The sequence below is a fragment of the Hydrogenophaga atypica genome (assembly GCF_042665215.1).
Taxonomy (GTDB): Bacteria; Pseudomonadota; Gammaproteobacteria; order Burkholderiales; family Burkholderiaceae_C; genus Hydrogenophaga; species Hydrogenophaga defluvii_A.
In genome coordinates this window covers 180,380-201,846 of record NZ_JBHTCA010000004.1, presented here as the reverse complement: position 1 = coordinate 201,846, position 21,467 = coordinate 180,380, and the positions used below count along the sequence as shown (strand labels likewise).

The following is a 21,467-nucleotide window of genomic DNA, read 5'->3' as shown; positions in this document are numbered from 1 at the left end:
GATCAGATGTGGTATCCGAATTTGGCCAACAGGGTGACCGCAGCGGCGGTTGTGAAGGCGATCGCGGTGAGGCGCTGAAGGCGGGGCGAGACGGAAGGCGCGAGATAGATGGCCGCCAGGATCAGGAAGAACTCGGTGTGATTCACAGCACCACCTCCACACGTCTGCACACCAGCTCACCGGTGCCGGCCACGCGCAGCACGCGGGCGCGGTTGCCGTGGATGTGGGCGCAGGCCTGGCGCACGTCCAGTTCGAAGGCGGCGCGCTCGTCGGCGTCGGCCTGGGCTTGCATGGCCTGGGCGTCTTGCCGGGCCAGTTGGGCGTTGATTGCGTCGCGCTCGTCGTCGCCGCTCAGGGCGGTGGCGCCCACCAGCACGGCCATGAGGGCCAGGGCGGCGAGGGTGTTGGCGGGGGTCATCGCTGCACCTCTCTGGCCCATTGCAAATGGATGACCTGATCGCTGTGCTCCACTTGCCCCAGTGGTGGCAGATCGCGCTCGTGCTCGATGACCAGGACGTCGTAAGTTGTGGCCTTGCCCGTCTCCGGGTCGATGAACGCGCGGTCTCGAAGCCTGTTCGGCTCGCGGGTCTCTCGGTAGTCGATCAGGCCGTGGTCCTGCGGGCACAAGGCCGTCTTGCCGCGTCTTTTGAGGTCGGCGATGATGAGTGCGCCCAGCATCGTTTTGCCGGAGCCCTGCGGGCCAACAATGTGAATGAGTTTTGCCATGGATGAAATGACCTCTGCTGAGAAATTCAAGCTGCCGTACACACTGCTGCTGGACCCTGAGACGGGCCGCGCTGCCGCGTATTCACAAAACCACCGCCTGTTGACGGAGACGGCCAGCGACAAGTTGGTTGCGTGGGCACGTGCCAATCACGTAAAGCAGGCTGTGTGGGATGCAGCGATGCACGACCCGAGCAGCCAGCACCACCCGTTGCCGAGCTGGGCCACGCCAGCGGTGCTGGCCCGGTGTGTATTGCTGTGGGTGCGCGAAGGTGGGCAGCCAGACGATTGGCTGCGGCAGATACCGAGGCGCTGAGCTGGCTCATGCCGCACCCCCTTCCGTGCACCGCGTAGCATGGCGGCCTGTCACAACCATGGCCGAAAGGGAGCCGATGAACACACTGAGCAACACCGACCCGTTTGACGCGCGCCTGCGCATCGTTGACCGGATGGGGCGCACCGAAGAAGGCCGGGCGGCGCTTCTGGTGTACGAACGGCTTTTGACGGCGCGATCGATTGCCGAATCACTGCTGCCCGCTGCCACGCCCGCCGATGTGGTGGGCATCCTGGCGGTGCTTTCGCCTCTGGCCGACGCCTGCGAGGCTGCAGAACTGGCGCGGTCCAGCTCCACCTCGGGCACGTAAACCAGCGTGGTGTGGCGCTGGTAGGGCGCACGGTACTGGATGCCCACCAGCCCAGGGCCGGGGCCGGGCATGCAGTGGTTCTGCACCAAATCGTCCAGCAGGTGGCGGGGCGGGGTCGCGTTCATGCGGCACCGCCTTGCAGCACCTTGGTGCTGGGCCAGCAGAACAGCAGCAGGCCACGGTTGAGGGCGCGTTCGGCTGAGTGCCCCGCTTCTTTCCGCAGCTCGTGGTAGCCCGAATAGAGCGCGCTGATCAGCGCCTGGCGGGTGGGTGCTGGCTTGAGGCGCGCCAAGCGGTGCGCTTCGCCCAGGAGCACGTCCGCGTCACGGGCGGCTTCGTTGTGGCACACGACCCAGATCAGCGGGCCGGGGTTGTTGGTGGTGGGGGTGGCTGCGGCTTGCATTTCGACTCCATCGCCCCTTGAGTGGGGTGCGGATGCAATTACATCAAACGGTGATGTCAATGTCAACACCAGTTGGTGATATTTCGTGCAAAATCACACCACGTGGTGCATGTGGCGCCCGTCAGAATGGGGTCTGCAAGCCTCAGTGGAGTAGGGAAATGACCGAGATCGATGTGGCCGAATTCAACAGCCGAGAGGCGGCCAAGTTCAGCCTGGCCAACCTGGACGTGGTGCGCACCCGTGCCCACCAGTTGCTGCTGTTGCTGCTGGGTGGTGGCGCCGGCATGGGGGCGCTGGGTCTGGAGCGCTGGCACGCCTCGCCCGTGCTGGCGGGGGCGTTGCTGGGGGCGGCGCTGCTGTGGTTTGTGCTGGCCCGCCAGGTGGCGCGGCAGGGCCTGGTGTCAAGCCCGGTGAAAGCCTGGGCGCAGGCCGGCCTGGTGGAGCATTACGGCGAATGGCAGCGCTTCAATGCGGAGCTGGCGCATGAGGGCAAGCCCACCATTGACCCGCTGGCCGAACTGCGCAAGGCCAGCCTGCGCGCCACCGACCGCGCCGCTGCCGACTACCGCACCGCCAGCGCGGCGGCCTATGCGGTGGTGGACAACGCCTACAAGTCCATGGTCACCACCCCGGTGGCGGCGCTGCTGGGCGCGGGGGCGGCGGCCTTGTTGCGGCGTTTTATGTGATCTGGCGCGGCCTGTCTTGCGGGCGGGGCAGGTCTTTGCGCTCAATGGGTTGGTCGGGGTCGTTGGGCCGGGTGGCGTGTGGCATGTGCTGGCTCCCTGATTGTGGATTTTGGTTTGCGTTTCAACCTGTTACAAACGGGCTGGAAATCGATAGATTCGGGCGCTTGCTTTCAGGCGGCTTTCTGGTTTTCGGTGATTGGTAGCCCGGGCATGTCGAGGTGGGCGCGAAGTACGTTTTCAGCCCGGTGGAGTGCATTGCTGTCCAGGCTCAATATGGCGGCATAGAGGCTGCTCGAAAAAGGCCAGCCAGTCGGGGATGGGGATTCTTCCCATTCTGAAAGCTCAAGCCGGCGCAGGCCCAGTTTGTCCTCAATTTCATAGGCGAGATCGTGGGAGATTGGGCGGTGGCCTCGCAGTCGGTCACTCCAAAAAGAGCTGGTGCGCCCAAAAATTTTCACAAGCTCTGACGGTGCCCCTCGGGTGGGGTCTTTTTGACTGACCCAGCCTTTGGCGACGCATATCGCATTCAGGCGATTCCGGTAGACGTCAGACAGTTCACTCATAGCGCAACTTGACACCGTTCACATCATCATTTGGTGTTGACATAGAATGTCACCCAATGGTGTAATAAAGCATGAACCTCAAAACCTACCTGGCACCCCTGCCGCAAACGGAACGGGTTGCGCTGGCTGTAGCGGCTGGCACCACATTTGGACACCTGCGCAACGTGGGCTACAGGCTGCGCCCCTGCTCGCCCGAGCTGGCCGCCGCCATTGAGCGGGCCACGCGGGGTGCTGTGATGCGCTGGGACATGCGCCCGCATGACTGGCGCCTGATCTGGCCGGAGTTGCAGGCGCGCGCCGATGCGCCCGTTGAGCGCATCAAGGATGCAGAGCGGGAGGTGGCGTGATGGACTGGTCAAGGAAGTCGCAGCTTGCAAAGGCTGCACGTCCATGTTGGGGATCCCCAAAGGTCGCCTGGTTGAAGAACCGATTTCCGGCCCTGGTCGAAGCACGGCTGGCATACGTAGTGCGATGGGGTTGGACTCCCTTCCTCGTCTGGCTCGAAGCGATATGCCATCGCACCTTGCCCGGGCGCTATTTGCGCGAGCGTGTATCGCGCGCGTTCCTGAAGCTTCATTTCCAGAACACGAGTTTTCTCTTGCTCTTGATGGAGCGCCAGTTGAAGCGAATGAGCCGTGGCCTGTGATTCCAGTGCTGCCGACATGGCGTCCATCAGGCGGCTTTGCATGTCTAGGAGCGCGCCCTTGGCTTTGGTGTCGTCCCTGGCGTCTACGGCCGCTTTCGTGACTTCGATCAGGGCTTTGAGCCCGGCGAGGGCTGAGGCGATTTCCATGGGTCGGTCCCTTCGGTTCGTTGGTGTGGGTCAGAGCCACCAATGTACCGGGCTGGGCCGGCCCGCCCCCTTTTTCAATCAGGAGTTTGCCAATGGCTGAGGTTGGCGTCAGTGTTTCGGTAGCCCCGTGCCTTCTGGTGGTCCGTCTTTCAACGCCGCTGCGTGTTTTTTCAGTGCCTCGCTCAGCTCTAGGGCTTGTGCAGCGGTCAGCACGAAGTGTGGCGTCTGAAGGGCTTCGCTTGGCTGCTGCGTTGGGTGCAGCAGGTAGTCGAGGCGAAGGATGACCGCGCCGTATGCCGGTATGGGCCCGGTGGTCCAGCCCGCAATGGGTGCCAGCGGTATGTCTTGTGTCATGTCTGTCTATTTTTCTTGCTTGGAGGTAATCAATGGCTGAAGCCCTGGAACAAACGCGCGCCCTGTGGCTGCACGAGCTGGGCGAAATGCTCAGCTGTGGCTGGGATGGGCGCCGCCGGCTTGATCGTTGGCTTGCAAAACTGCTTCGGCGTGGGCTGCGGCCTGTGCGTTTTGCAGCACTACCAGCACGAGGCGCGAAGCCTGGGCGCTTTGCTCGTAGGCGCGGCTGATGCCTTCTAAGTCTCGTTTGAGCTTCTTCGCGTCCAACTGCCGGCACAGCGCCTGGGTGAGCAGGCCAATGGCCTGGGCCTGGGTTGCCTGCAGTTCGGCAATGAGTTGTGCGACGAATTTTTCGTTCATGGGCTGGCCCTCCCTGGGCTGCGTTGTGGTGTGTAGGAGCGCCCATCGTAGCGGGAGTGGCCGGCCCGCCCCCTTTCCCCACCACGCGCCGGCTGCAGTCAGCCGTGACCCGGCCCGCATGGGCTTTCCTCCGGCCGCGCAAGCGTGCGGGTTGGGTCGGTGGGGTCTTTCTGTTGTGCATGGGCGCAGTGTCGGCACAGCCGGCGCGCCTGTGAATCGTTTTGTCTGTTTGAAGGGATCATGGTCATGAGTGGTGCTGTGGATGCACTGGCGCGCATGGTGCGCTACTACCCTGGGGGCCGGCCTGCTGTGGCCGCCCGCCTGGGCCTGAGTGATGAGGACTTGCGCAAGAAGCTGTCGGTGAGCGACCGCAGCCGCCACCTGGGCGTGGAAGAGGCCGCCGCCATTGCCAGCATGTGCCACGAGGTGGGCGCGGTGGACGCCGACGCCTACGCCGTGGTGGTGGCCGCTGAGAGTGGCGGGCGCTTTGTGAAGGATGCGCGCACGGGCGACAACGATGCCAAGGCCTTGCTGGCCCGCCTGGGTGCCGAGAACAAGGAAGCCGCCGACCTGACCCAGGCCGTGCTGACAGCCATGGCCGATGGCGTGGTGAGCGACCGCGAAAAGCGCGACATTGAAGAGCAGGCCATGGAGCTGATGGTGGCCGTGCAGCGCCTGCTGGACGTGTGCCACGCCAACAACGCCGCGCACGCCCAACCCGGCCGCCAAGGGGGTGGCGCATGAGGCCAGCGGGTGAAATTCGGCAGGCGCTGCTGACATCGGCCGTGCAACTGGCCCAGCCGCACCAGGCGCCCACGCTGGCCGAGCTGGCCGCACACGCGGGTGTGGGCTACCTGGCCGCACGCCGCACGGTGGACAACCTCAAGCGCTGTGGTGCGCTTGAGATTGCCCGCCTGCGCCGGGTGGACTACCGCAACCGCCCGGTGGCGGAATACGTGCCCGCCCAGCTGCAGGCCGACGACAGCGCGAACAGCGCCCCGTTTGTGGACCTGGCCCGGGTGCTGGGTGGATGGAGCGCCGCCCAGGCGGCCTGACCAGCACCCCCAGCACACATGGCCGAACAACAACAGACGCCGGGCGCAAGGCCCGAGCGGGGGCCGCTGCCCCCCATCAATTTCACGGCGCTGGCCGATGCGCTGCTGCACAACGCCGAGCACCTGGTGGCCGCCTGGCTGCCGGGTGGCGTGAAGCGCGGGCACGAGTGGGTGTGTGGCGGGCTGAGCGGGGGCGAAGGCACCAGCTGCAGCGTCAACCTCAACAACGGCCGTTGGGCCGACTTTGCCACCGGCGAACAAGGCGGTGACCTGGTGAGCCTGTACGCCGCCATCCACAGCCTGACCATGGGCAAAGCCGCCGTGCAGGTGGCGCGTGATGAGGGCCTGGAGGATGTGGCCGGTGTGCAGCGCAGTGCTGAGCACCAGCGCATTGAGCGCCCCCCACCGCCGCCTGCCGCGCCGAAGCGCGAGCGGGTGGAAGAGGGCTGGACCACCGTGCGCCCTGTGCCCAGCATGGCACCGGCGCCCACCTTCAAACACCACCACCGCCAGGCGCAAGACATTGAGCACACCGCCACCTACCGCGCGGGCGATGAGCTGCACGGGTACGTGGTGCGCTTTCGCACCAGCGACGGCGGCAAAGACACGCTGCCCTACACCTGGTGCGTGAGCGCGCACACGGGCACGGCCAAGTGGACGTGGCGGCAGTTTGACGAACCCCGCCCGCTGTACCTGCCGGGCCATGCCTTGCCCAACGGCCGCACCGTTGTGCTGGTGGAAGGCGAGAAGAAGGGCGACGCCCTGCAGGCCCTGCTGGACGCCACCGCCTCCGGTGTGTACTGCGTGGCCAGCTGGCCCGGCGGCTGCAAGGCCTGGAAGAAGGCCGACTGGGCCTGGCTGGCCGGGTGCACCGTGCTGCTGTGGCCGGACTGTGATGCCAAGCACGAAGCCCTGACCGTGGCCGAACGCAAGGCCCACCCCGACAAAGCCGCCCAGGCCGTGGTGCAGCAGAGCAAGCCGCTGCTGCCCGCACACGAGCAACCGGGCATGGCCGCCATGTTGGGCATCGGCGCCCACCTGCGCGACGTGCACGCCTGCACCGTGCAACTGCTGCCCATCCCCGCGCCTGGTGCCGTGCCCGATGGCTGGGACTGCGGCGACGCCATCAACACCGACGGGTGGGACGGTGCGCGCGTGCTCGCGTTCTTTGGCGGGGCCTTTGCTTTGCCTGGGGATGCGGGTGCGGATGCGCCTGCGCCTGATGCCGCGCCTGCCGCTGCGGGCGGTGGGAGTGGGGGCAAGGGTGGCGGAAAAAATCGCGATCCCCTCGCTGGCGCTGAGGACGGCGGTTCAAGTGATGGTGGCCGCCCGGACTGGCTCACGCCGTTCTGGAACCGGAAGAAGTACTACTGGATGGTGTCGCGCGAGCTGGTGATTGCCGCGCTGGAAAACGACCCCGACCTGGTGGGCCTGGTGGCGGTGAACAAGCTGACCAACAACATCGATCTGCGCCGGCCATTGCCTGGCAGCAAGATCGAAGCGGGCCCAATGACGGGCGCCACCGACCTGCTGCTGGGGCGCTACCTGAGCCAGCGCTACGGCCTGCCCACCATCAGCCGCGCGGCGCTGAGCGAGGCCATTGAGACGGTGGCGCACCAGTGTGAATTTCACCCGGTGCAGGACTACCTGCTGGACCTGCACGACGGCAAGGTGTGGGACGGCACGAAGCGGCTGGACAAGTGGCTGCCGTGGGTGATTGGTGAGATTGACCCGAAGACCGGCGCCGCGCTGCTGCCGCCCAAGGTGCACGAATACCTGTGCCTGGTGGGGCGCTTCTTCCTGCTGGGCATGGTGAACCGGGTGATGGACCCGGGCTGCAAGTTCGACTACTGCATGGTGCTGGAAGGCAAGGGCGGGCTGATGAAGAGCACGCTGTTCAAGGTGCTGGCCAGCAAGCAGTGGTTCAGCGACACCCACTTTGATGTGGGGCGCGGCAAGGATGGCCAAGAGCAGGTCCAAGGCCTGTGGGTGTACGAGATTGCCGAGCTGGCCGCGTTCAGCAAGTCAGACATCAACCTCATCAAGGCCTTCATCAGTGCCGAGGTGGACCGCTACCGGCCCAGCTATGGCCGTGTGGTGGAGGCCTACCCGCGCCAGTGTGTGCTGGGTGGCACCACCAATGAAAAGCAATGGCTGAGGGACCGCACGGGCAACCGCCGCTGGTGGCCGGTGCCGGTGAAGAACCGGGTCAAGATCGAGTGGCTGCAGAAGTACCGCGACCAGCTGCTGGGTGAGGCGTTTGCCGAGTACCTGGCCGGTGCGCGCTTCTTCCCGAAGCCTGACGAAGAGGAACGGCTGTTCGTGCCCATGCAGGACAAGCGGCTGGTGGAGAGCACGGTCATGTCGGCACTGTTGGAGGTGCTGACGCGCCCACCCGTGGCGGCTGGCATTGGCGCCATCGTGAACGAGCTGACCGAGTTCGTGACGATCAAGCAGCTCAACGAGGCCTTGCACGTGGACGCGGGCAAAAGTTCGGCGGCGCTGGATGGGCAGATCCGCGCGTGGCTCGACAGCGAGGGCTGGGAGCACACGAAGAAGCAGATCAACGGCGTGCGCGCCAACGGCTACCTGCGGCCCAAGGGCTGGCCCATTGCCCGCCCTGACGACGATGAGGTGCCGCCCGCGCCGCCACCACCACCCACCACAGACGAAGGCGACGATGCCCCGTTCTGACCATCAACACCACCAGGCATGGGCCGCTGAAACGCGCCGTGCTGCAGACACCGCCAGACGCAAGATTGGCAGCGGTGTGCCCGAAGGGCTGGGAGGCGAGTGCCCCCACTGTGGCGCGGTAGCGGGGATGTCGGTTCACGCGCCTATGACCTGAGTGTCCAAGTGTCCACGGTGGCCAGGCCCTTCCATGGAGGGCTATGGCAGTGGTGTTCCCCCTCTTTTGGGGGTTGAAGCTGCTGCATTGCCCAACCGGTGGACAGCGCGAATTTCCAAGGCGGGCGGGCGTGTGATCAGGGGCGCATGAGCGCGCTCGCGCGTGTGCCGCTCCCCCGATCACCTTATCCCTCTATAGAAAGTGTTGGACAGTATGGACACCAGGACAGCAGACAAGCCGGGCCAGCAGGTTGATGTGCAGGCGCGTGTACAGCTCATCAAGGCCGAGATGCCCGAGACCTACAAGGCAATCGTCGTCCAGGCTCAGATGATGGGCAACGAGGCCTATGCTTTGGTGCGGCGCGGCCTGCGGGGTGAAGCCAACTGCTTCTACGCCGTGGAGCGCGGCCACGTGGTGGGCACGCCCTTCAACTTGCCCGATGTGCAAGCCGACATGGCGCGCTTCATGGTGCAGTTCGGGTGCGCGTTCCTGGTGATGTGGGCGCCGGTTGCTGTGGCTGCAGCTGCGGGCAAGGGGGCAGCCGATGGCGCGCATTGAGTACATCAAGCAACGCCTGGAAAACTGGGCGCGCTGGCACCAGCAGCGCGACGGTGGCGGCCTGGGCTACCCCAGCCAGTCGGCCTTCGTGCGGCTCATGCCCCGCTCGGGCCCAGGTGAAGCCGTCATCCCCATCAACGACCTGGACGCCAGCGAGACCGAGGATGCCGTCAACAGCCTGCGCCTGGTGAAGAGCCACCTGTACCTCACGCTGCACCACATCTACGTGCAGAACTGGGACATCAAGCGCACGGCCAAGGCGCTGTGCAAGGCAGAGTCCACCGTCAAGGCCCACCTCGACCAGGCCGACCACGCCCTGCAAGCCTGGTTCACCGCCCGCGCAGAGCTGCGCCAGAAGCGTGAGCAGACTGCAAAAAGGAGTTTTACGACATAGACCTTTTCGGTACATTTCAGGCAAGCTGCAGCGAACGTGTCACCACAACTCACTGTTTACTGCAGCCGAACCCCGTAGTGCGCGAGTGCTTCGGGGTTTTTCTTTTTGTGGTGCGTCTTGGAGTTGATATGGGAACTGTCACTGAATCAATCTGCTTTCGGTGCCGGTCGGACTGCACACCTCTGGCGAACCTCGGGTCAGACGCGCCAAGCAAGTCGGCGCCGTCCGCCCCCGTTTCGTTCATCTGTGTTGGGGTGAACCACCCGGCCTCTCGGTCGGTCCCGCAAGATCGCTTCACCTTGTGCTGGAAGAACCGGGCAGTTGATGAGCGAGGTCATTGGGACAAGCGCGATCTGCTCGACACCATGAGCGTGATCGCGCAGGCGCTGAGCGTCGACGAGAACATTCGCGTCAGCAACGGGTTCTCCGAATCCGATATGCAGCAAGTCAACTTCTTGTCCTGATGCCCTCGTCCGCACCCAGGCCTTGCACTCACCCCGGCTGCGGCCAGCTGGTGCGCGACGGCTCAGGCCGGTGCGACAAGCACAAGCGCGCGATCACGCAGGCCAGTGACGCCAGGCGCGGTACCGCCCACGAGCGTGGATACACCAGCGCCTGGCAGAAAGCACGCGCCGCCTACCTGCGGGCACACCCACTGTGCCGCATGCACGAGGCGCGCGGTGAGGTGGTGGAGGCGGTGGTGGTTGACCACATCAAGCCGCACAAGGGCGACAAGCTGCTGTTCTGGGACAGCAACAACTGGCAGCCGCTGTGCAAGCGCTGCCACGACATCAAGACCGCCCGCGAGGACGGCGCCTTCGGGCGCGCCCCGGTGGTCAAGCGCTGACCGGCGCGGTCCCGCCCAGGCGGCAGGGGAGGGGGAGGGTGAAAGTCCACACCCTTTCTCCCCAGACCGACCGGTTCCTCAAATTTTTACGCGCGATAGTTTTGGAGGGGGGGGTACTCCCCCGCTCTGCATTGGAGATTGCAATGGCACAAGTTCATGCCCTGGGGTCTCGGGGGCCGCTGCCAAATCCCCTCTCTGACCGCACCAAAAACCGGGCGCTCGACCTCACGGCTGGCATCAACCCGAAGATCGAGATCCCGAGCCCGCCCAAGCACCTCGGTGCCGAGGCGCGCAAGGAATGGAAGCGGATCACGCCGCTGCTGGAAGAGCTGGGCCTGATCAGCGGCCTGGACCGTGCCGCCCTGGCGCTGTACTGCCAGACCGCCGGCCGGCTGGCCGAGCTGGAGACCGCCTTCAACAGCAAGGTGGCCCGCCTGGTGTCTGACAAAGGCATGGACTACGCCGACGCGGTGTACGAGGCCAGCCACGCCGTGACGCCCTCGGGCTACGCGCAGCAGAGCGTGCTGGTGCAGCTGATCGGCAAGCACCGCGAGCAGCTCAACCGCTACCTGATGCACTTCGGCCTGAGCCCTGCGGCGCGTGGCCGTGTGCAGGCCAGCAACTACGTGCAGCCCACGCTGCCCGGCATTGACGCGCCGCCAGAGCGGCCCACGGGCTTCGCCATGTTCGCGGTGGGTGGCGCGCGATGAGCGAATACGTCAACGCCGCGCTGGCCTATGCCCGCGCGGTGGTGGCGGGCGACCTGGTGGCGTGCAAGTGGACGAAGTTGGCCTGCCAGCGCCAGCTGGACGACCTGGAGCGCGAACCCTCGGCCGAGTGGCCCTGGGTGTTCGACGTGACGCGCGCCGAGCGCCCTTGCGCCTTCATCGAGCTGCTGCCCCACATCAAGGGCAAGTGGGCACGCGAAGGCCGCAACATCGCGCTGGAGCCCTGGCAGTGCTTCATCATCACCACCGTCTACGGCTGGGTGCACCGCGAAACCGGCCTGCGCCGCTTCCTGGAGGTGTACGAAGAGATCGCCCGCAAGAACGCCAAGTCCACCAAGGGCTCGGGTCTGTTCTTGTATTCGCTTACCGCTGATGGTGAGCACGGCGCCGAGTGCTACACCGCCGCCACCACCCGCGACCAGGCGCGCATCGTCTTCGATGACGCCCGCGCCATGGCCGAGCGATCGCCAGGCCTGCGCACCCACCTGGGGCTGGCCATCATGCAGCACAGCCTCACGGTGGCGCACACGGCCAGCAAGGGCGCGCCACTGGCCGCCGAAGGCAGCACGCTGGACGGCCTGAACGTCCACTTCGCCCTGCTGGACGAACTGCATGCCCACAAAACCCGCGCCGTGTACGACGTGATCGACACCGCCCGGGGCGCGCGTGAACAGTCGCTGCTGTGGACCATCACCACCGCCGGCACCGACCGCTCGGGCATCTGCTACGAGCGGCGCACCCACATCACCAAGATCCTCGACAAGGTGGTGATCGACGACCGCGTGTTCGGGATCATCTACACCATCGACGATGGTGACGACCCGTTCGACCCGGCGGTGTGGCCCAAGGCCAACCCGAACTTCGGCAAATCGGTCCTGCCCGACGACATGGCCGCAGCGGCCCGCAAGGCCGAGGCCATGCCGAGCGCGCTCAACAACTTCCTCACCAAGCGCCTCAACGTCTGGGTGTCGGGTGAGTCGCCCTGGATGGATATGCGGGCCTGGGACCGCTGCGCAGAACCCTCGCTGCGCGACCTCTCCGAGTACCACGGGGCTAAGGCGTGGATTGGGCTCGACCTGGCGCAAAAGAAGGACTTTGCCGCGTTGTCTATCGTCTTCCAGCACAACTTCCTTGAGCTGGGCGCCGATGGTGTATACGCGCCAGTGGAAAAGTGGTGCCTGTCCACACGTCTGTATCTCAACGAGCTGGCCATTCAGGAAAGCGGCAACGCCCACCTGAGCGGCTGGGCACGCCAGGGCTACGTGCAAGTCACCGATGGCGACCTCACCGACTTCGACGTGGTGGCCGACGACCTGCGCGCTCTGTGCCGCCAGTTCGACGTGCAAGAGATCGCCTTCGACCCGGCGCTCTCCATGTACTTCGCCGGCAAGCTGATCGAAGAAGGCCTGCCGCTGGTGGAAATCACCCAGCGCGCCATCTTCTTCACGCCCGCCCTCATCCAGGTGGAGAACCTGGTGTTGGAGGGCAAGTTGTGCCACGACGGCAACCCCGTCATGGCCTGGATGGTCAGCAACCTGGTGGTCAAGGTCAGCAAGTTCAACGAGCTGATGTCGCCCACCAAAGAGCGGCCAGAAAACAAGATCGACGGCCCCATTTCGGCGCTCATGGCGCTGGGCCGGGCGCTGGCCAACGAGCCCAGCAACACCATTGAACAAGGCTTCGTATCGCTATGACCACCACCACCTGGGACGATGTGCAGGCCCGCGCCACAGTGCCGGGCTCGCCCATCCTCACGCAGTGGCGCGCCGAGCGCGAGGCCACCCGTGCCATCCGCAACGCTGGCAACGGCGCCACGGAAACCATCGCCAGCAGCGACCCGCGCGTGGTGGAGCTGTTCGGGTCCAACCGTGCCGCCGCCGGCATGGCCGTCACGGCAGAGAGCGCCATGCGCGTGTCGGCGGTGTATGGCTGTGTCACCCGCATCGCGGGCGTCATCAGCCAGCTGCCGGTCAACGTGTACGAGCGCATCGGCACCGGCCGCAAGCTGGTGGAAGACACACCCTACTGGTGGATGCTCAACGAGCAGCCCACCGCGCGCTTCACCGCCGCCAGCATGTGGGAGCAAATCACCAGCCACAAGCTGCTGCGCGAGTCCGGCTTCGTGTTCATTGGGCGCAGCAAATCGGGCGCGGTGCGCGAGCTGATCCCGCTGCCTTACGAGGCGGTGCAACCTGATCGCGTCCAGTCGGGCGAGCGCCTCAAGTACTTCGTGCAAGACGTGCGGACCTATGGCTGCGACCAGGACGACATGCTGCACTTCCCCGGCTTCGGCTTCGACGGACTGCGGGCCAGGAGCGTCATCCAGTGGGCCGCCCGCAACGCCACCGGCAACGCCATGGCGATGGACGAGTACTCCGGTCGCTTCTTCGCCAACGGCTCGCACCACAGCATCGTGATCGAGGCGCCAGGGCAGATGAAGCAACCCGCCGTCGATGCGCTGCAACAGGCCTACGCCAACAAGTACAGCGGGCTCGACAACGCCCACCGCCTGCCCCTGGTGCTCACCGACGGGCTGAAGGCCAAGGAGGTCAGCATCAGCGCCCAAGACGCCCAGCTGCTCGACGCCCGCAAGTTCCAGGTGGTGGACATTGCCCGCGCCTTTGGCGTGCCGCCCCACCTGATTGGCGAGACCAGCGCGGCCACCAGCTGGGGCAGTGGCCTGGAGGAAATGACCCGCGCATTCATGCTCTTCACCATCCAGCCGCACCTCAAGCGGTTGGAGCAAGAACTCAACCGCAAGCTGTTCCGCACCTCGCGGTACTTCTTCGAGTTCGACCGCGACGCCATGCTCGAAGGCAACAGCAAGGCCCAGGCCGACTACTTCCGCGCCGCACTGGGTGGCCCAGGCAGCGGCCAGGGCTGGATGACGGCCGACGAGATCCGCCGCAAAAAGAACCTGCCACCGCAAGGCGGCGAGGCCGACAAGCTCTTTCACCCCGGCACCGCCGGCACCAAGACCACCGGAGCCCAACCGTGAAAAAACTCATCCAACTGCTGCGCGACAACGCAGCCCAAGAGCGCAAGCCGCTGCAGCTGGTGCGCGCCGAGGCCTCTGCCGACGCCACGCTCTACATCTACGACGTGATCGACGCCTACTGGGGCGTGAGCGCCCAGGAAGTGGCCAAGAGCATCGCCGGCCTCGACGCCAGCACCACGCTGCACCTGCGCATCAACAGCCCAGGCGGTGACGTGTTTGAAGCCCGCGCCATCGCGGCATCCATCGCGCAGTTTGGCGGCAAGACCATCGCCCACATCGACGGCCTGGCCGCCAGCGCTGCCACCACCATCGCCTCGGCCGCGCAAGAGGTGGAAATCGTGGACGGTGGCTTCTACATGATCCACAACGCGTGGACCTTCGCCATGGGCAACAAGCACGACATGCGCACCACCGCCGACCTGCTGGACAAGGTGGATGGCGCCATCGTGGCCGATTACGCCCGCCGCACTGGCGCCACCACCGAGCAGGTGATTGCCTGGATGGACGCCGAAACCTGGTTCACCGCACAAGAGGCGGTGGACAACAAGTTTGCCGACCGCCTGGCGCCCTCTGGCCAGGCCGGCACCAGCAACGCCAGCGCCCGCCAGTTCAACCTGGCCGCGTTCGACAAGACACCCCAGGCGCTGCTGGCACCCCAGCCGCCCCAGATCAACGAGGGCGCCGTGCGCGCCCACAACGAGCGGCGCCTGCGCCTGCTCGAACTCAACGCCTGAAGCGCTACCGCGCAGCGTACCGCCGCCCTCTGGGCGGTTTTTTTTGCTCAACACGAAAGGACTGATATGAGCATCCAAGCCCTGCGGGAGCGCCTGGCCTCCCTGAAGAAGCAAGCCCGCAACCTCCTGGAGGAAACGGGTTCCGCCACCTGGTCGGCCGAGAACAAGGCCAAGTTCGACACGCTCGTGGACGAAGCCGAGCGCGTTGAACAGCAAATCGAAGCCCACCAGCGCCTGCTGGACAACGAGGCAGAGAACGCCTTCGACAACCTGCCCCGCAACGAGCGCAAACCCGCCCAGCAAACCGATGCCCAGCGCGCGGTGGACCTGTTCCTGCGCAAGATGAGCAAGCACCTCACCGCCGAGGAATCCCTGCTCATCCGCAACACCATGAGCACCACCACCGGCAGCGAGGGCGGCTACACGGTGCAATCCACGCTGGCCAGCACCTTCATCGAAGCGCTGAAGGACTACAGTGGCATTCGCCGTGTGGCCAGCCGCCTGGTCACCGAGAACGGTGCCGACCTGAGCTATCCCACCACCGACGGCACGGCGGAAGAGGGCGAAATCATCGCGCAGAACACCACTGCCAACGATGCCGACGTCACCTTCGGCACCGTGCCGTTGAACGTGCAGAAGTGGAGTTCCAAGGTCATCACCATCCCCATCGAGCTGCTGCAGGACACGTCCATCGACATCCTGGCCCTGGTGGCACAGCGCGTGCGCGATCGCATCGGCCGCATCCAGAACCGCCTGATGACCGCCGACGGCACCGGCACCGGCCAGCCTTACTCGCTGGTGGGCGCTGCAGGCGTGGGAAAAACCGGTACCACTGGCCAAACCACCACCGTCATTTACGACGACCTGGTGGACCTTGTGGACAGCATCGACCCGGCCTACGACGACGCCGCCTTCAAGTTCATGTTCGGCCAGACCATGCGCCGCACCGTGCGCAAGATCAAGGACACCGCCGGCCGCCCCATCTGGACGCCCAGCTACGACGAAGGCATGTCCGCCAAGACGCCCGACCTGTTGCTGGGCTACCCGGTGGAAATCAACAACGCCATGCCCACGCCGGCGGCCAACGCCAAGCCCATCAGCTTTGGCGACCACAGCAAGTACATGGTGCGCGACGCCATGGAGGTGACCCTGTTCCGCTTTGAGGACAGCGCCTACATGAAGAAGGGCCAGGTCGGCTTCCTGGCCTGGGCGCGTGCCGGCGGCAACCTGCTCGACGTCAACGCGGTCAAGACCTACCGCAACAGCGCCACCTGATAGGCGCCAGGCCCCGGCCCGCCCAGGCACCCGCCCGGCGGGCCGGCCCGTCCACCCCACCCACAAGGAAGTCTCATGTCCAAGCTCATCGCCCTGATGGCGCTCGCTGCCGGCACCGTGGCCGGCATTGCCGAAGACCTGGCCGAAGGCGCCGAATTCGAAGTCGCGCCCGACGTCGCGGAACCCCTGCTCAACGAAGGCAAGGCCAAGCTGGCCAGCGCCTCCATCACCCCGCCTGCGCCCCCGGCCACCAAAGAAAAGGCCGTCAAGGTGCGCGTGCTGGTTGCCTGTGCCTACGGTCAGCCCGACGACGTGGCCGAAATGCCCGCCGCCGTGGCCAAGGCCGCCGTGGCCGACGGCCTGGTAGACGCCGACAAGGCCGCCGTGGCATTCGCCCAAAGCCTCAAGCCCGCCAAGGCCTGACCACCAGCCTGATGCGTGAAACACCCTGCCCCCAGGGTGTTTTGCAGATCAGCCTTCTGCTGGAGACCCTCCCATGCCCATCACCTCCACCGACATCCAGTACCGCCTCTCCGGCGGTGCCGCCAACAGCAACCCCGACGCGTCCCTCGGCGGTGCCAAATCGTCCGAGCTGGTACCGGTTGATCTGTTCGATGACGTCAGCAGCGCCGAGAGCGCCGCCGGCGACACCGAATACCGGATCATCTACGTCCACAACAACCACGGCTCGCTCACCCTCCAGAACGCGGTCATCTGGATCAGCGCCAACACCACGGGCAGCCGCATCGCCATCGGCCTTGGTGCTTCGGCCATCAACGGCACGGAAAGCACGATTGCGAACGAGAACACAGCCCCTGGCGGTGTGACCTTTAGCCAGCCCAGCAGCAAAGGCGCGGGCCTGTCCCTGGGCAGCATCCCGCCTGGGCAGCACAAGGCGGTCGCCATTCGCCGGGCCGTGGTCGCTGCCACACCTGCCGCCAACGACACCTACACCCTGAGCGTTGAAGGCGACACCGCCGCTTGATGAGCTGCGGCCCATGGGCAGCGTCCCCCTGGGCCTTGAACTGGACGCCGGAAAGAACCGTATGTGGCAATCTCTTATGTAGGCGGCAAGGGGGCGGGTGCTGCAGGCCAGGGTGGCGGCTCCATCAGCCTCACCACGGGCCTCACTGGTGGCAGTGGTGGCGCACCCATTGAGGGCGACCTCGTTGTCGTCACGGTAAGCGTTGGCACGGCTGCACGGGCGCCCACCGTCGCCATCAGCACGCCGAGCGGCTACACGCCACTGACGCCGCAGCGCACCACCGCCACCACCTACGACACCAACGTCCAGACCTGCTACAAGGTCATGGGCAGTACGCCGGACACGGCGGTCACCATTCCGCCGTCGGGCAACAACGCCGACGGCATTGCCTACACCATCCAGGTGTTTCGCGGCGTGGACCCAACCACGCCGATGGACGTTTCGCCGACCTATGCCACCGGCTCTGGCGTCAACAACCGGCCTGACCCGGCAGCCATCGAGCCTGTCACCGAAGGGGCCTGGATTGTGTGCTGCGGCGGTGGCGCATCGGCCACTGGCACCACGCTGTACACGGCTGGGTACCTCACCAACCTGCTGACCTTCAACGGTGCCGACACAAACGATGGCACGGTAGGTGCTGGCTACTACACCGGCTGGACATCTGGCAGCTACAACCCTGCGGCCTTCGGTGGCGGCAGCGTCAACGCGGCCAACAGCTGGGGCGCCACTACCCTGGCGCTGCGGCCCCAAGCGCTGTCGGCGGTGGGGCAAGACAGTCCCGGCGGGTACGACATCCTCGCCAGCGCCGATGCCGACAGCACCGGCAGCTACGCAATCAGTTCCATCGTGGGCGCTGAGAGTGCGGGCAGCTATGCCGTGCTCAACGCCGTGGGCGCGAACGCCGTAGGCACCTATGCCCTGCGCCAGGCAGTGGGCCAGGCCCAGGCGGGCGGCTACAGCGTGTTGGCGGTGGTGGCGGCCAGCCTGCCCGGGGCCTACGGCCTGGGGGGTGTGGCTGGCGCCAGTTTTGCAGGTGCCTATGGCCTGGCCGGCACCGTAGGTGCCGAGCACTCGGGAGGCTTTGCGGTGCTCACCCCGGTGGGGGCCGAACTGGCCGGTGCGGCCCAGGTGCTGACCGCCGTGGGCACCAACCTGTCCGGCGCCTACGCGCTGGCAGAGGCGGGCAGTGCTGTGGGCGCTGATCTGCCAGGCAGCTACCAGCTGAGGTCGCCGGCTGCCGCTGAGCTGTCCGGTGGTTACCTGATCGACAGCCTGCTGCGCCGTGCTCCTGCTGGCGCAGGACACAGCCGAACCGGTGCTGCAACGCAGCGCCCCGTGCAAGAAAACACCGCGCGCGTCCTGGTGGGCCGCGCTGGCCAGGCGAGGGCGCCAGCCACCCCGACGACCCGGAAAAACACACGTTATGAACCCCAAGCGAACCGCCGCCCCAGCCGCTGAGCCGCTCACGTTGGCCGAGGCCAAGGCACACCTGCGCGTCACCGTCAACGACGACGACACGCTCATCACGGCCCTCATCAGCGCCGCCCGCGAGGCCTGCGAAGACCGCCTGCAGCGCACGCTCATCAGCACGCCCTGGCTGCTGGCGCTCGATGCCTTCCCCGACGCCATCAAGTTGCCCATGCCACCCGCCCTGCAGGTGCAGAGCCTGCAGTACTTCGACGCGGCCGGCACCCTGGTGACACTGGCCGGTGAAGACTACGAGCTCGACCCCTACAGTGAGCCTGCCTACCTGGTGCCCGCGCCCGGCGTGGCCTGGCCTGCCACCCAGGCCGGCCGCATCAACGCCGTGCGAGTGGCCTACACCGCCGGCTACGGCACCACCGCCGCCGACGTGCCCGGCCCCATCAAGCAATGGCTGCTGCTCGCCATTGGCGACATGTACGAGCGCCGCACCCGCAGCGCCGAACGCCCCGCAGTGCCGCAGGGCTTTGCCGATGGCCTGCTGGACACCTACCGCGTGTGGAGTCTCTGACCATGCCCATCGACCCCGGCCGCCTGCGCGAGGTGGTCCACATCCGCGCCCCACAAACCGCGCAAGACGAAGCCGGCCAGCCGCTGCCCGGCCATACAGACGTGTGCACAGTGCGCGCCGAGGTGCGTTACCTCAGCGGCATGGAAGCCCTCAAGGCCGGCGCCCCCGTCAGCACCGTGCGCGCCAGCATGCTGGTGCGCCGCACCGCCGCCATCAACCACAGCCACGTGGCCGTGTTGGGTACCACGGTGTTCAACATCCTGGCCGTGCAACCGGCCGACGATCAGGGCTACATGTACCTGGTGTGCGAGGCCACGCAATGAGCATGACCATCAAAGCCGACCTCGGCGGCCTCAACCGCCTCATGGGCAAGCTGGGCACCCGCATGCAAGAGGCAGCCCGCCCCGCCGCCCAGGCCGCTGCCGATGTGCTCTACCAGGAAGTGCAGCGCAACGCCAACCGGGGCAAGCGCAGCAGCGGCAAGCTGGCCAGCGCCATCTACCAGGCCTACAGCGCCGACAACAGCGGCCCCGGCCGCGCCGTCTATCACGTCAGCTGGAACGCCCGCAAGGCGCCCCACGGCCACCTGGTGGAGTTCGGCCACCTGCAGCGCTACGAGTACTACCAGGACGAACAAGGCCGCGTGCGCCCCAAGGTGCGGCCCGAGATGTACGGCAAGCCCAAGCCCAAAAGCAACGGCCGCAACCGCGCCGCGCTCGACGCCTACTACGTCACCCTGCCCACGCCCGTGCACGTGCCCGCCCGGCCCTTTGTGCGGCCCGCCATGGCCAAGTTTCCGCAGGCCATGGCAGCAGCTCGCGCCGAGCTGCTCAAACGCATCAACAACCCATGAGCCTCGAAGCCCAACTCACTGCTGCCCTGCAGGCCGTGTGCCCCCGCGTCTACCCCGACCAGGCACCCGCAGAGGCCCAGCTGCCCTACGTCATCTACGAGCAGGTGGGCGGCCCCGCTCTGGTGTACCTGGAAGGCACCTTGCCCCCCGAGCGCGCCGCGCTCATGCAAATCACCGCCTGGCACAGCACCCGCCTGGGCGCCAGCCAGCTCATGCTCAACATCGAGGCCGCACTGTGTGCAGCCCCAGGCTTTACCGCCACACCACAAGCCGCCCTGCAGGCCGCCCCGTCAGACGACCCCGCCACACGCGGCGCCATGCAGGATTTTGAAATCTGGGCCGATCGGTAGACCCGACAGACCCGCACCGAACCGGCCACACGGCCACCTGAGCAACCCGCCCTGGGCAACCAAGGCGGGTTTTTTCTTGCCCGCGAGGGCGCATGCAACCACTCCGCCCACCTCGCGTGGGTTTTTTCACTTCTGAAAGGCCCTTGTTATGGCACGTACCCCTTCCGGCACCACCCTCTGGGTGGCCAGCACCATCGCGGCTTCCAAAGCCACCACCATCGTCACCAACGCGGCCGAAGCCGTGGTCACCTCGGTGGCCCACGGCTACACCAACGGCGACATCGTCGAAATCCAGTCCGGCTGGGGCCGGCTGCACAAGCGCGCGTTCCGCATCAAGGGCGTGACGGTGGACACCTTCACGCTCGAAGGCGCAGACACCACCAGCACCACCTTCTTCCCGGCCGGTACCGGCGTGGGCTCGGTGCGCAAGGTCAGCGCCTGGACCCAGATCACCACGGTGATGAACCCGCAGTCCAGCGGCGGCGAACCCAAGCAGGTGAACTACAAGTTCCTGGAGAGCGACGTTGAATACACCATCAACGACGGCTTCACCCCCATCACCCGCTCGTTCAACATCGACGCGGACAGCATCGGTTCGCCGGGCTACACCGCGCTCAAGACGCTCACCGACGTGCAGACCGACACCATCATGCGCAACATCGCCAAGAGCGGCGCCATCACCCTGCTGCCCTGCACCGTGGCGCTGAACGAAGAAGAAGTGATGCAAGAAGGCCAGGTGACCATGCTGCGCGTCTCCGTCAGCGGCAACAACCGCAGCACCCGCTACGCCTCCTGATCCCCGGGCCACTGAGGTGGCCCAGCCCGCGCACCGACCCGCCCCCATTCGTCCCTTTCGCGGGGGACGGTGGGGGTGGGCACGGGCATTTCTCTATCCCCGCGAAAGACAAGCATCATGGCCAAAATCCAATTGGGCAAGCGCCCCGAATCCTTCCCCGCCGTTGTCACCTTCCCCATGCTCGACGGCAGCACCGGTGCCCTCTCTGTCAAGTACAAGTACCGCACCCGGCGTGAGTTCGGCGAGTTCATTGACCGCATGTTCAACGACGCGGGCGAGGCCCCGCCCGCCGATGGCAAGTTCTCGCTCGGCACCCTCATGAGCAAGACGGTGGACAAAAACGCCCAGTACCTCAGCGAAGTGCTGGTGGGCTGGGATCTGGACGAACCTCTCACGCTGCAGAGCCTGGCCGAGCTGGCGGACGAACTCCCCGCCGCTGCTGCCGCCGTGATGGAGAAGTACCGCACCGCCATCACCGAAGGCCGGCTGGGAAACTGAAGGCCGCCGCCCAGGCGGCTTACGAGCGC

Annotated in this window: 33 protein-coding genes; 25 read left to right on the top strand and 8 right to left on the bottom strand. The window is 66.1% G+C overall.

From position 1 onward, the window contains the following. Window positions 1–2: 2 nt before the first annotated feature. From ACFQPB_RS07715 to ACFQPB_RS07705, 3 genes are read right to left on the bottom strand one after another with little or no spacing between them, the layout of a single operon-like run. Complete coding sequence (locus ACFQPB_RS07715) at window positions 3–146, bottom strand: hypothetical protein (protein ID WP_382221474.1); 144 nt, start codon at window positions 144–146, stop codon at window positions 3–5. After that, on the bottom strand, window positions 143–418 hold the full coding sequence (locus tag ACFQPB_RS07710; protein WP_382221468.1) for a hypothetical protein: 276 nt from the start codon (window positions 416–418) through the stop codon (window positions 143–145). The genes ACFQPB_RS07715 and ACFQPB_RS07710 overlap by 4 nt, the downstream gene beginning before the upstream one ends. Further along, a complete protein-coding gene (locus ACFQPB_RS07705; RefSeq protein WP_382221466.1) occupies window positions 415–726 on the bottom strand; it encodes a DEAD/DEAH box helicase family protein in 312 nt (103 codons plus the stop codon). The genes ACFQPB_RS07710 and ACFQPB_RS07705 overlap by 4 nt, the downstream gene beginning before the upstream one ends. Here ACFQPB_RS07705 and ACFQPB_RS07700 point away from each other — a divergent pair. Together ACFQPB_RS07700 and ACFQPB_RS07695 are read left to right on the top strand one after the other, a co-directional pair. Then, the gene (locus tag ACFQPB_RS07700; RefSeq protein ID WP_382221463.1) at window positions 725–1,039 is read left to right on the top strand and encodes a hypothetical protein; all 315 of its coding nucleotides are present in this window, start codon (window positions 725–727) and stop codon (window positions 1,037–1,039) included. The two genes, ACFQPB_RS07705 and ACFQPB_RS07700, sit on opposite strands and share 2 nt — an antisense overlap. A 76-nt stretch (window positions 1,040–1,115) precedes the next feature. Further along, complete coding sequence (locus ACFQPB_RS07695; protein ID WP_382221460.1) at window positions 1,116–1,367, top strand: hypothetical protein; 252 nt, start codon at window positions 1,116–1,118, stop codon at window positions 1,365–1,367. A 121-nt stretch (window positions 1,368–1,488) separates the two neighbouring features. Here ACFQPB_RS07695 and ACFQPB_RS07690 read toward each other — a convergent pair whose 3' ends face one another. Then, window positions 1,489–1,770, bottom strand: coding sequence for a hypothetical protein (locus tag ACFQPB_RS07690; RefSeq protein ID WP_382221457.1), 282 nt, complete (start codon window positions 1,768–1,770; stop codon window positions 1,489–1,491). Between the two features lie 158 nt (window positions 1,771–1,928). On the opposite strand from ACFQPB_RS07690, the gene ACFQPB_RS07685 reads away from it, so the two are divergent. Further along, entirely contained in the window at window positions 1,929–2,456 is a 528-nt protein-coding gene (locus tag ACFQPB_RS07685; RefSeq protein ID WP_382221455.1) for a hypothetical protein, read from the top strand. Window positions 2,457–2,626: 170 nt separating this feature from the next. On the opposite strand, the gene ACFQPB_RS07680 is transcribed toward ACFQPB_RS07685, so the two are convergent. Next, a complete protein-coding gene (locus tag ACFQPB_RS07680; protein ID WP_382221452.1) occupies window positions 2,627–3,019 on the bottom strand; it encodes a hypothetical protein in 393 nt (130 codons plus the stop codon). A 71-nt stretch (window positions 3,020–3,090) separates the two neighbouring features. Between ACFQPB_RS07680 and ACFQPB_RS07675 the strand changes: the two genes are divergently transcribed. After that, the gene (locus tag ACFQPB_RS07675; protein ID WP_382221449.1) at window positions 3,091–3,366 is read left to right on the top strand and encodes a YdaS family helix-turn-helix protein; all 276 of its coding nucleotides are present in this window, start codon (window positions 3,091–3,093) and stop codon (window positions 3,364–3,366) included. A gap of 8 nt (window positions 3,367–3,374) precedes the next feature. On the opposite strand, the gene ACFQPB_RS07670 is transcribed toward ACFQPB_RS07675, so the two are convergent. The 3 genes from ACFQPB_RS07670 to ACFQPB_RS07660 form a co-directional block, all read right to left on the bottom strand. Beyond that, the gene (locus tag ACFQPB_RS07670; RefSeq protein WP_382221447.1) at window positions 3,375–3,812 is read right to left on the bottom strand and encodes a hypothetical protein; all 438 of its coding nucleotides are present in this window, start codon (window positions 3,810–3,812) and stop codon (window positions 3,375–3,377) included. Between the two features lie 108 nt (window positions 3,813–3,920). After that, window positions 3,921–4,166, bottom strand: coding sequence for a hypothetical protein (locus ACFQPB_RS07665; RefSeq protein ID WP_382221445.1), 246 nt, complete (start codon window positions 4,164–4,166; stop codon window positions 3,921–3,923). 90 nt (window positions 4,167–4,256) lie between these two features. Then, window positions 4,257–4,526, bottom strand: a complete 270-nt coding sequence (locus tag ACFQPB_RS07660) for a hypothetical protein (protein ID WP_382221443.1) — start codon at window positions 4,524–4,526, stop codon at window positions 4,257–4,259. Between the two features lie 246 nt (window positions 4,527–4,772). Between ACFQPB_RS07660 and ACFQPB_RS07655 the strand changes: the two genes are divergently transcribed. From ACFQPB_RS07655 to ACFQPB_RS07555, 21 genes are all read left to right on the top strand, one after another. Beyond that, on the top strand, window positions 4,773–5,270 hold the full coding sequence (locus ACFQPB_RS07655; protein ID WP_382221440.1) for a phage regulatory CII family protein: 498 nt from the start codon (window positions 4,773–4,775) through the stop codon (window positions 5,268–5,270). Then, entirely contained in the window at window positions 5,267–5,581 is a 315-nt protein-coding gene (locus ACFQPB_RS07650; RefSeq protein ID WP_382221437.1) for a hypothetical protein, read from the top strand. Before ACFQPB_RS07655 ends, ACFQPB_RS07650 begins: the two co-directional genes overlap by 4 nt. Window positions 5,582–5,599: 18 nt before the next feature. Continuing rightward, window positions 5,600–8,275 (top strand): VapE domain-containing protein, encoded by a 2,676-nt coding sequence (locus tag ACFQPB_RS07645; RefSeq protein WP_382221435.1) that lies wholly within the window; start codon window positions 5,600–5,602, stop codon window positions 8,273–8,275. Window positions 8,276–8,642: 367 nt separating this feature from the next. Beyond that, window positions 8,643–8,987, top strand: a complete 345-nt coding sequence (locus ACFQPB_RS07640) for a hypothetical protein (protein ID WP_382221433.1) — start codon at window positions 8,643–8,645, stop codon at window positions 8,985–8,987. Next, a complete protein-coding gene (locus tag ACFQPB_RS07635) occupies window positions 8,974–9,381 on the top strand; it encodes a hypothetical protein (protein WP_382221432.1) in 408 nt (135 codons plus the stop codon). The genes ACFQPB_RS07640 and ACFQPB_RS07635 overlap by 14 nt, the downstream gene beginning before the upstream one ends. A 254-nt stretch (window positions 9,382–9,635) precedes the next feature. After that, complete coding sequence (locus ACFQPB_RS07630) at window positions 9,636–9,845, top strand: hypothetical protein (RefSeq protein ID WP_382221429.1); 210 nt, start codon at window positions 9,636–9,638, stop codon at window positions 9,843–9,845. Beyond that, entirely contained in the window at window positions 9,845–10,228 is a 384-nt protein-coding gene (locus ACFQPB_RS07625) for an HNH endonuclease signature motif containing protein (RefSeq protein ID WP_382221427.1), read from the top strand. The genes ACFQPB_RS07630 and ACFQPB_RS07625 overlap by 1 nt, the downstream gene beginning before the upstream one ends. Before the next feature lie 143 nt (window positions 10,229–10,371). Beyond that, window positions 10,372–10,938 carry a phage terminase small subunit P27 family gene (locus ACFQPB_RS07620; protein WP_382221424.1) on the top strand — a complete coding sequence of 189 codons (567 nt, stop codon included), beginning with the start codon at window positions 10,372–10,374 and terminating at the stop codon, window positions 10,936–10,938. Continuing rightward, a complete protein-coding gene (locus ACFQPB_RS07615; RefSeq protein ID WP_382221422.1) occupies window positions 10,935–12,650 on the top strand; it encodes a terminase large subunit in 1,716 nt (571 codons plus the stop codon). The genes ACFQPB_RS07620 and ACFQPB_RS07615 overlap by 4 nt, the downstream gene beginning before the upstream one ends. After that, window positions 12,647–13,954, top strand: coding sequence for a phage portal protein (locus ACFQPB_RS07610; protein ID WP_382221420.1), 1,308 nt, complete (start codon window positions 12,647–12,649; stop codon window positions 13,952–13,954). Before ACFQPB_RS07615 ends, ACFQPB_RS07610 begins: the two co-directional genes overlap by 4 nt. Beyond that, the gene (locus tag ACFQPB_RS07605) at window positions 13,951–14,688 is read left to right on the top strand and encodes a head maturation protease, ClpP-related (protein WP_382221418.1); all 738 of its coding nucleotides are present in this window, start codon (window positions 13,951–13,953) and stop codon (window positions 14,686–14,688) included. Before ACFQPB_RS07610 ends, ACFQPB_RS07605 begins: the two co-directional genes overlap by 4 nt. 66 nt (window positions 14,689–14,754) lie before the next feature. Continuing rightward, window positions 14,755–15,963: a phage major capsid protein gene (locus tag ACFQPB_RS07600; protein ID WP_382221415.1), complete on the top strand. Its 1,209-nt coding sequence runs from the start codon at window positions 14,755–14,757 to the stop codon at window positions 15,961–15,963. Window positions 15,964–16,038: 75 nt separating this feature from the next. Beyond that, entirely contained in the window at window positions 16,039–16,386 is a 348-nt protein-coding gene (locus tag ACFQPB_RS07595) for a hypothetical protein (protein ID WP_382221412.1), read from the top strand. Between the two features lie 73 nt (window positions 16,387–16,459). Beyond that, a complete protein-coding gene (locus ACFQPB_RS07590) occupies window positions 16,460–16,948 on the top strand; it encodes a hypothetical protein (RefSeq protein ID WP_382221411.1) in 489 nt (162 codons plus the stop codon). Between the two features lie 63 nt (window positions 16,949–17,011). Beyond that, window positions 17,012–18,406 carry a hypothetical protein gene (locus tag ACFQPB_RS07585; protein ID WP_382221408.1) on the top strand — a complete coding sequence of 465 codons (1,395 nt, stop codon included), beginning with the start codon at window positions 17,012–17,014 and terminating at the stop codon, window positions 18,404–18,406. Continuing rightward, window positions 18,372–18,941, top strand: coding sequence for a head-tail connector protein (locus ACFQPB_RS07580; protein ID WP_382221405.1), 570 nt, complete (start codon window positions 18,372–18,374; stop codon window positions 18,939–18,941). Before ACFQPB_RS07585 ends, ACFQPB_RS07580 begins: the two co-directional genes overlap by 35 nt. Before the next feature lie 2 nt (window positions 18,942–18,943). Next, complete coding sequence (locus ACFQPB_RS07575) at window positions 18,944–19,264, top strand: head-tail adaptor protein (protein ID WP_382221403.1); 321 nt, start codon at window positions 18,944–18,946, stop codon at window positions 19,262–19,264. Beyond that, a complete protein-coding gene (locus tag ACFQPB_RS07570) occupies window positions 19,261–19,794 on the top strand; it encodes an HK97 gp10 family phage protein (RefSeq protein ID WP_382221400.1) in 534 nt (177 codons plus the stop codon). Before ACFQPB_RS07575 ends, ACFQPB_RS07570 begins: the two co-directional genes overlap by 4 nt. Continuing rightward, window positions 19,791–20,144, top strand: coding sequence for a tail completion protein gp17 (gene gp17, locus ACFQPB_RS07565; protein ID WP_382221398.1), 354 nt, complete (start codon window positions 19,791–19,793; stop codon window positions 20,142–20,144). The genes ACFQPB_RS07570 and gp17 overlap by 4 nt, the downstream gene beginning before the upstream one ends. Before the next feature lie 148 nt (window positions 20,145–20,292). Next, window positions 20,293–20,940 (top strand): phage tail tube protein, encoded by a 648-nt coding sequence (locus ACFQPB_RS07560; RefSeq protein WP_382221395.1) that lies wholly within the window; start codon window positions 20,293–20,295, stop codon window positions 20,938–20,940. Window positions 20,941–21,057: 117 nt separating this feature from the next. Beyond that, the gene (locus ACFQPB_RS07555; protein ID WP_382221393.1) at window positions 21,058–21,438 is read left to right on the top strand and encodes a phage tail assembly chaperone; all 381 of its coding nucleotides are present in this window, start codon (window positions 21,058–21,060) and stop codon (window positions 21,436–21,438) included. Window positions 21,439–21,467 lie beyond the last annotated feature (29 nt).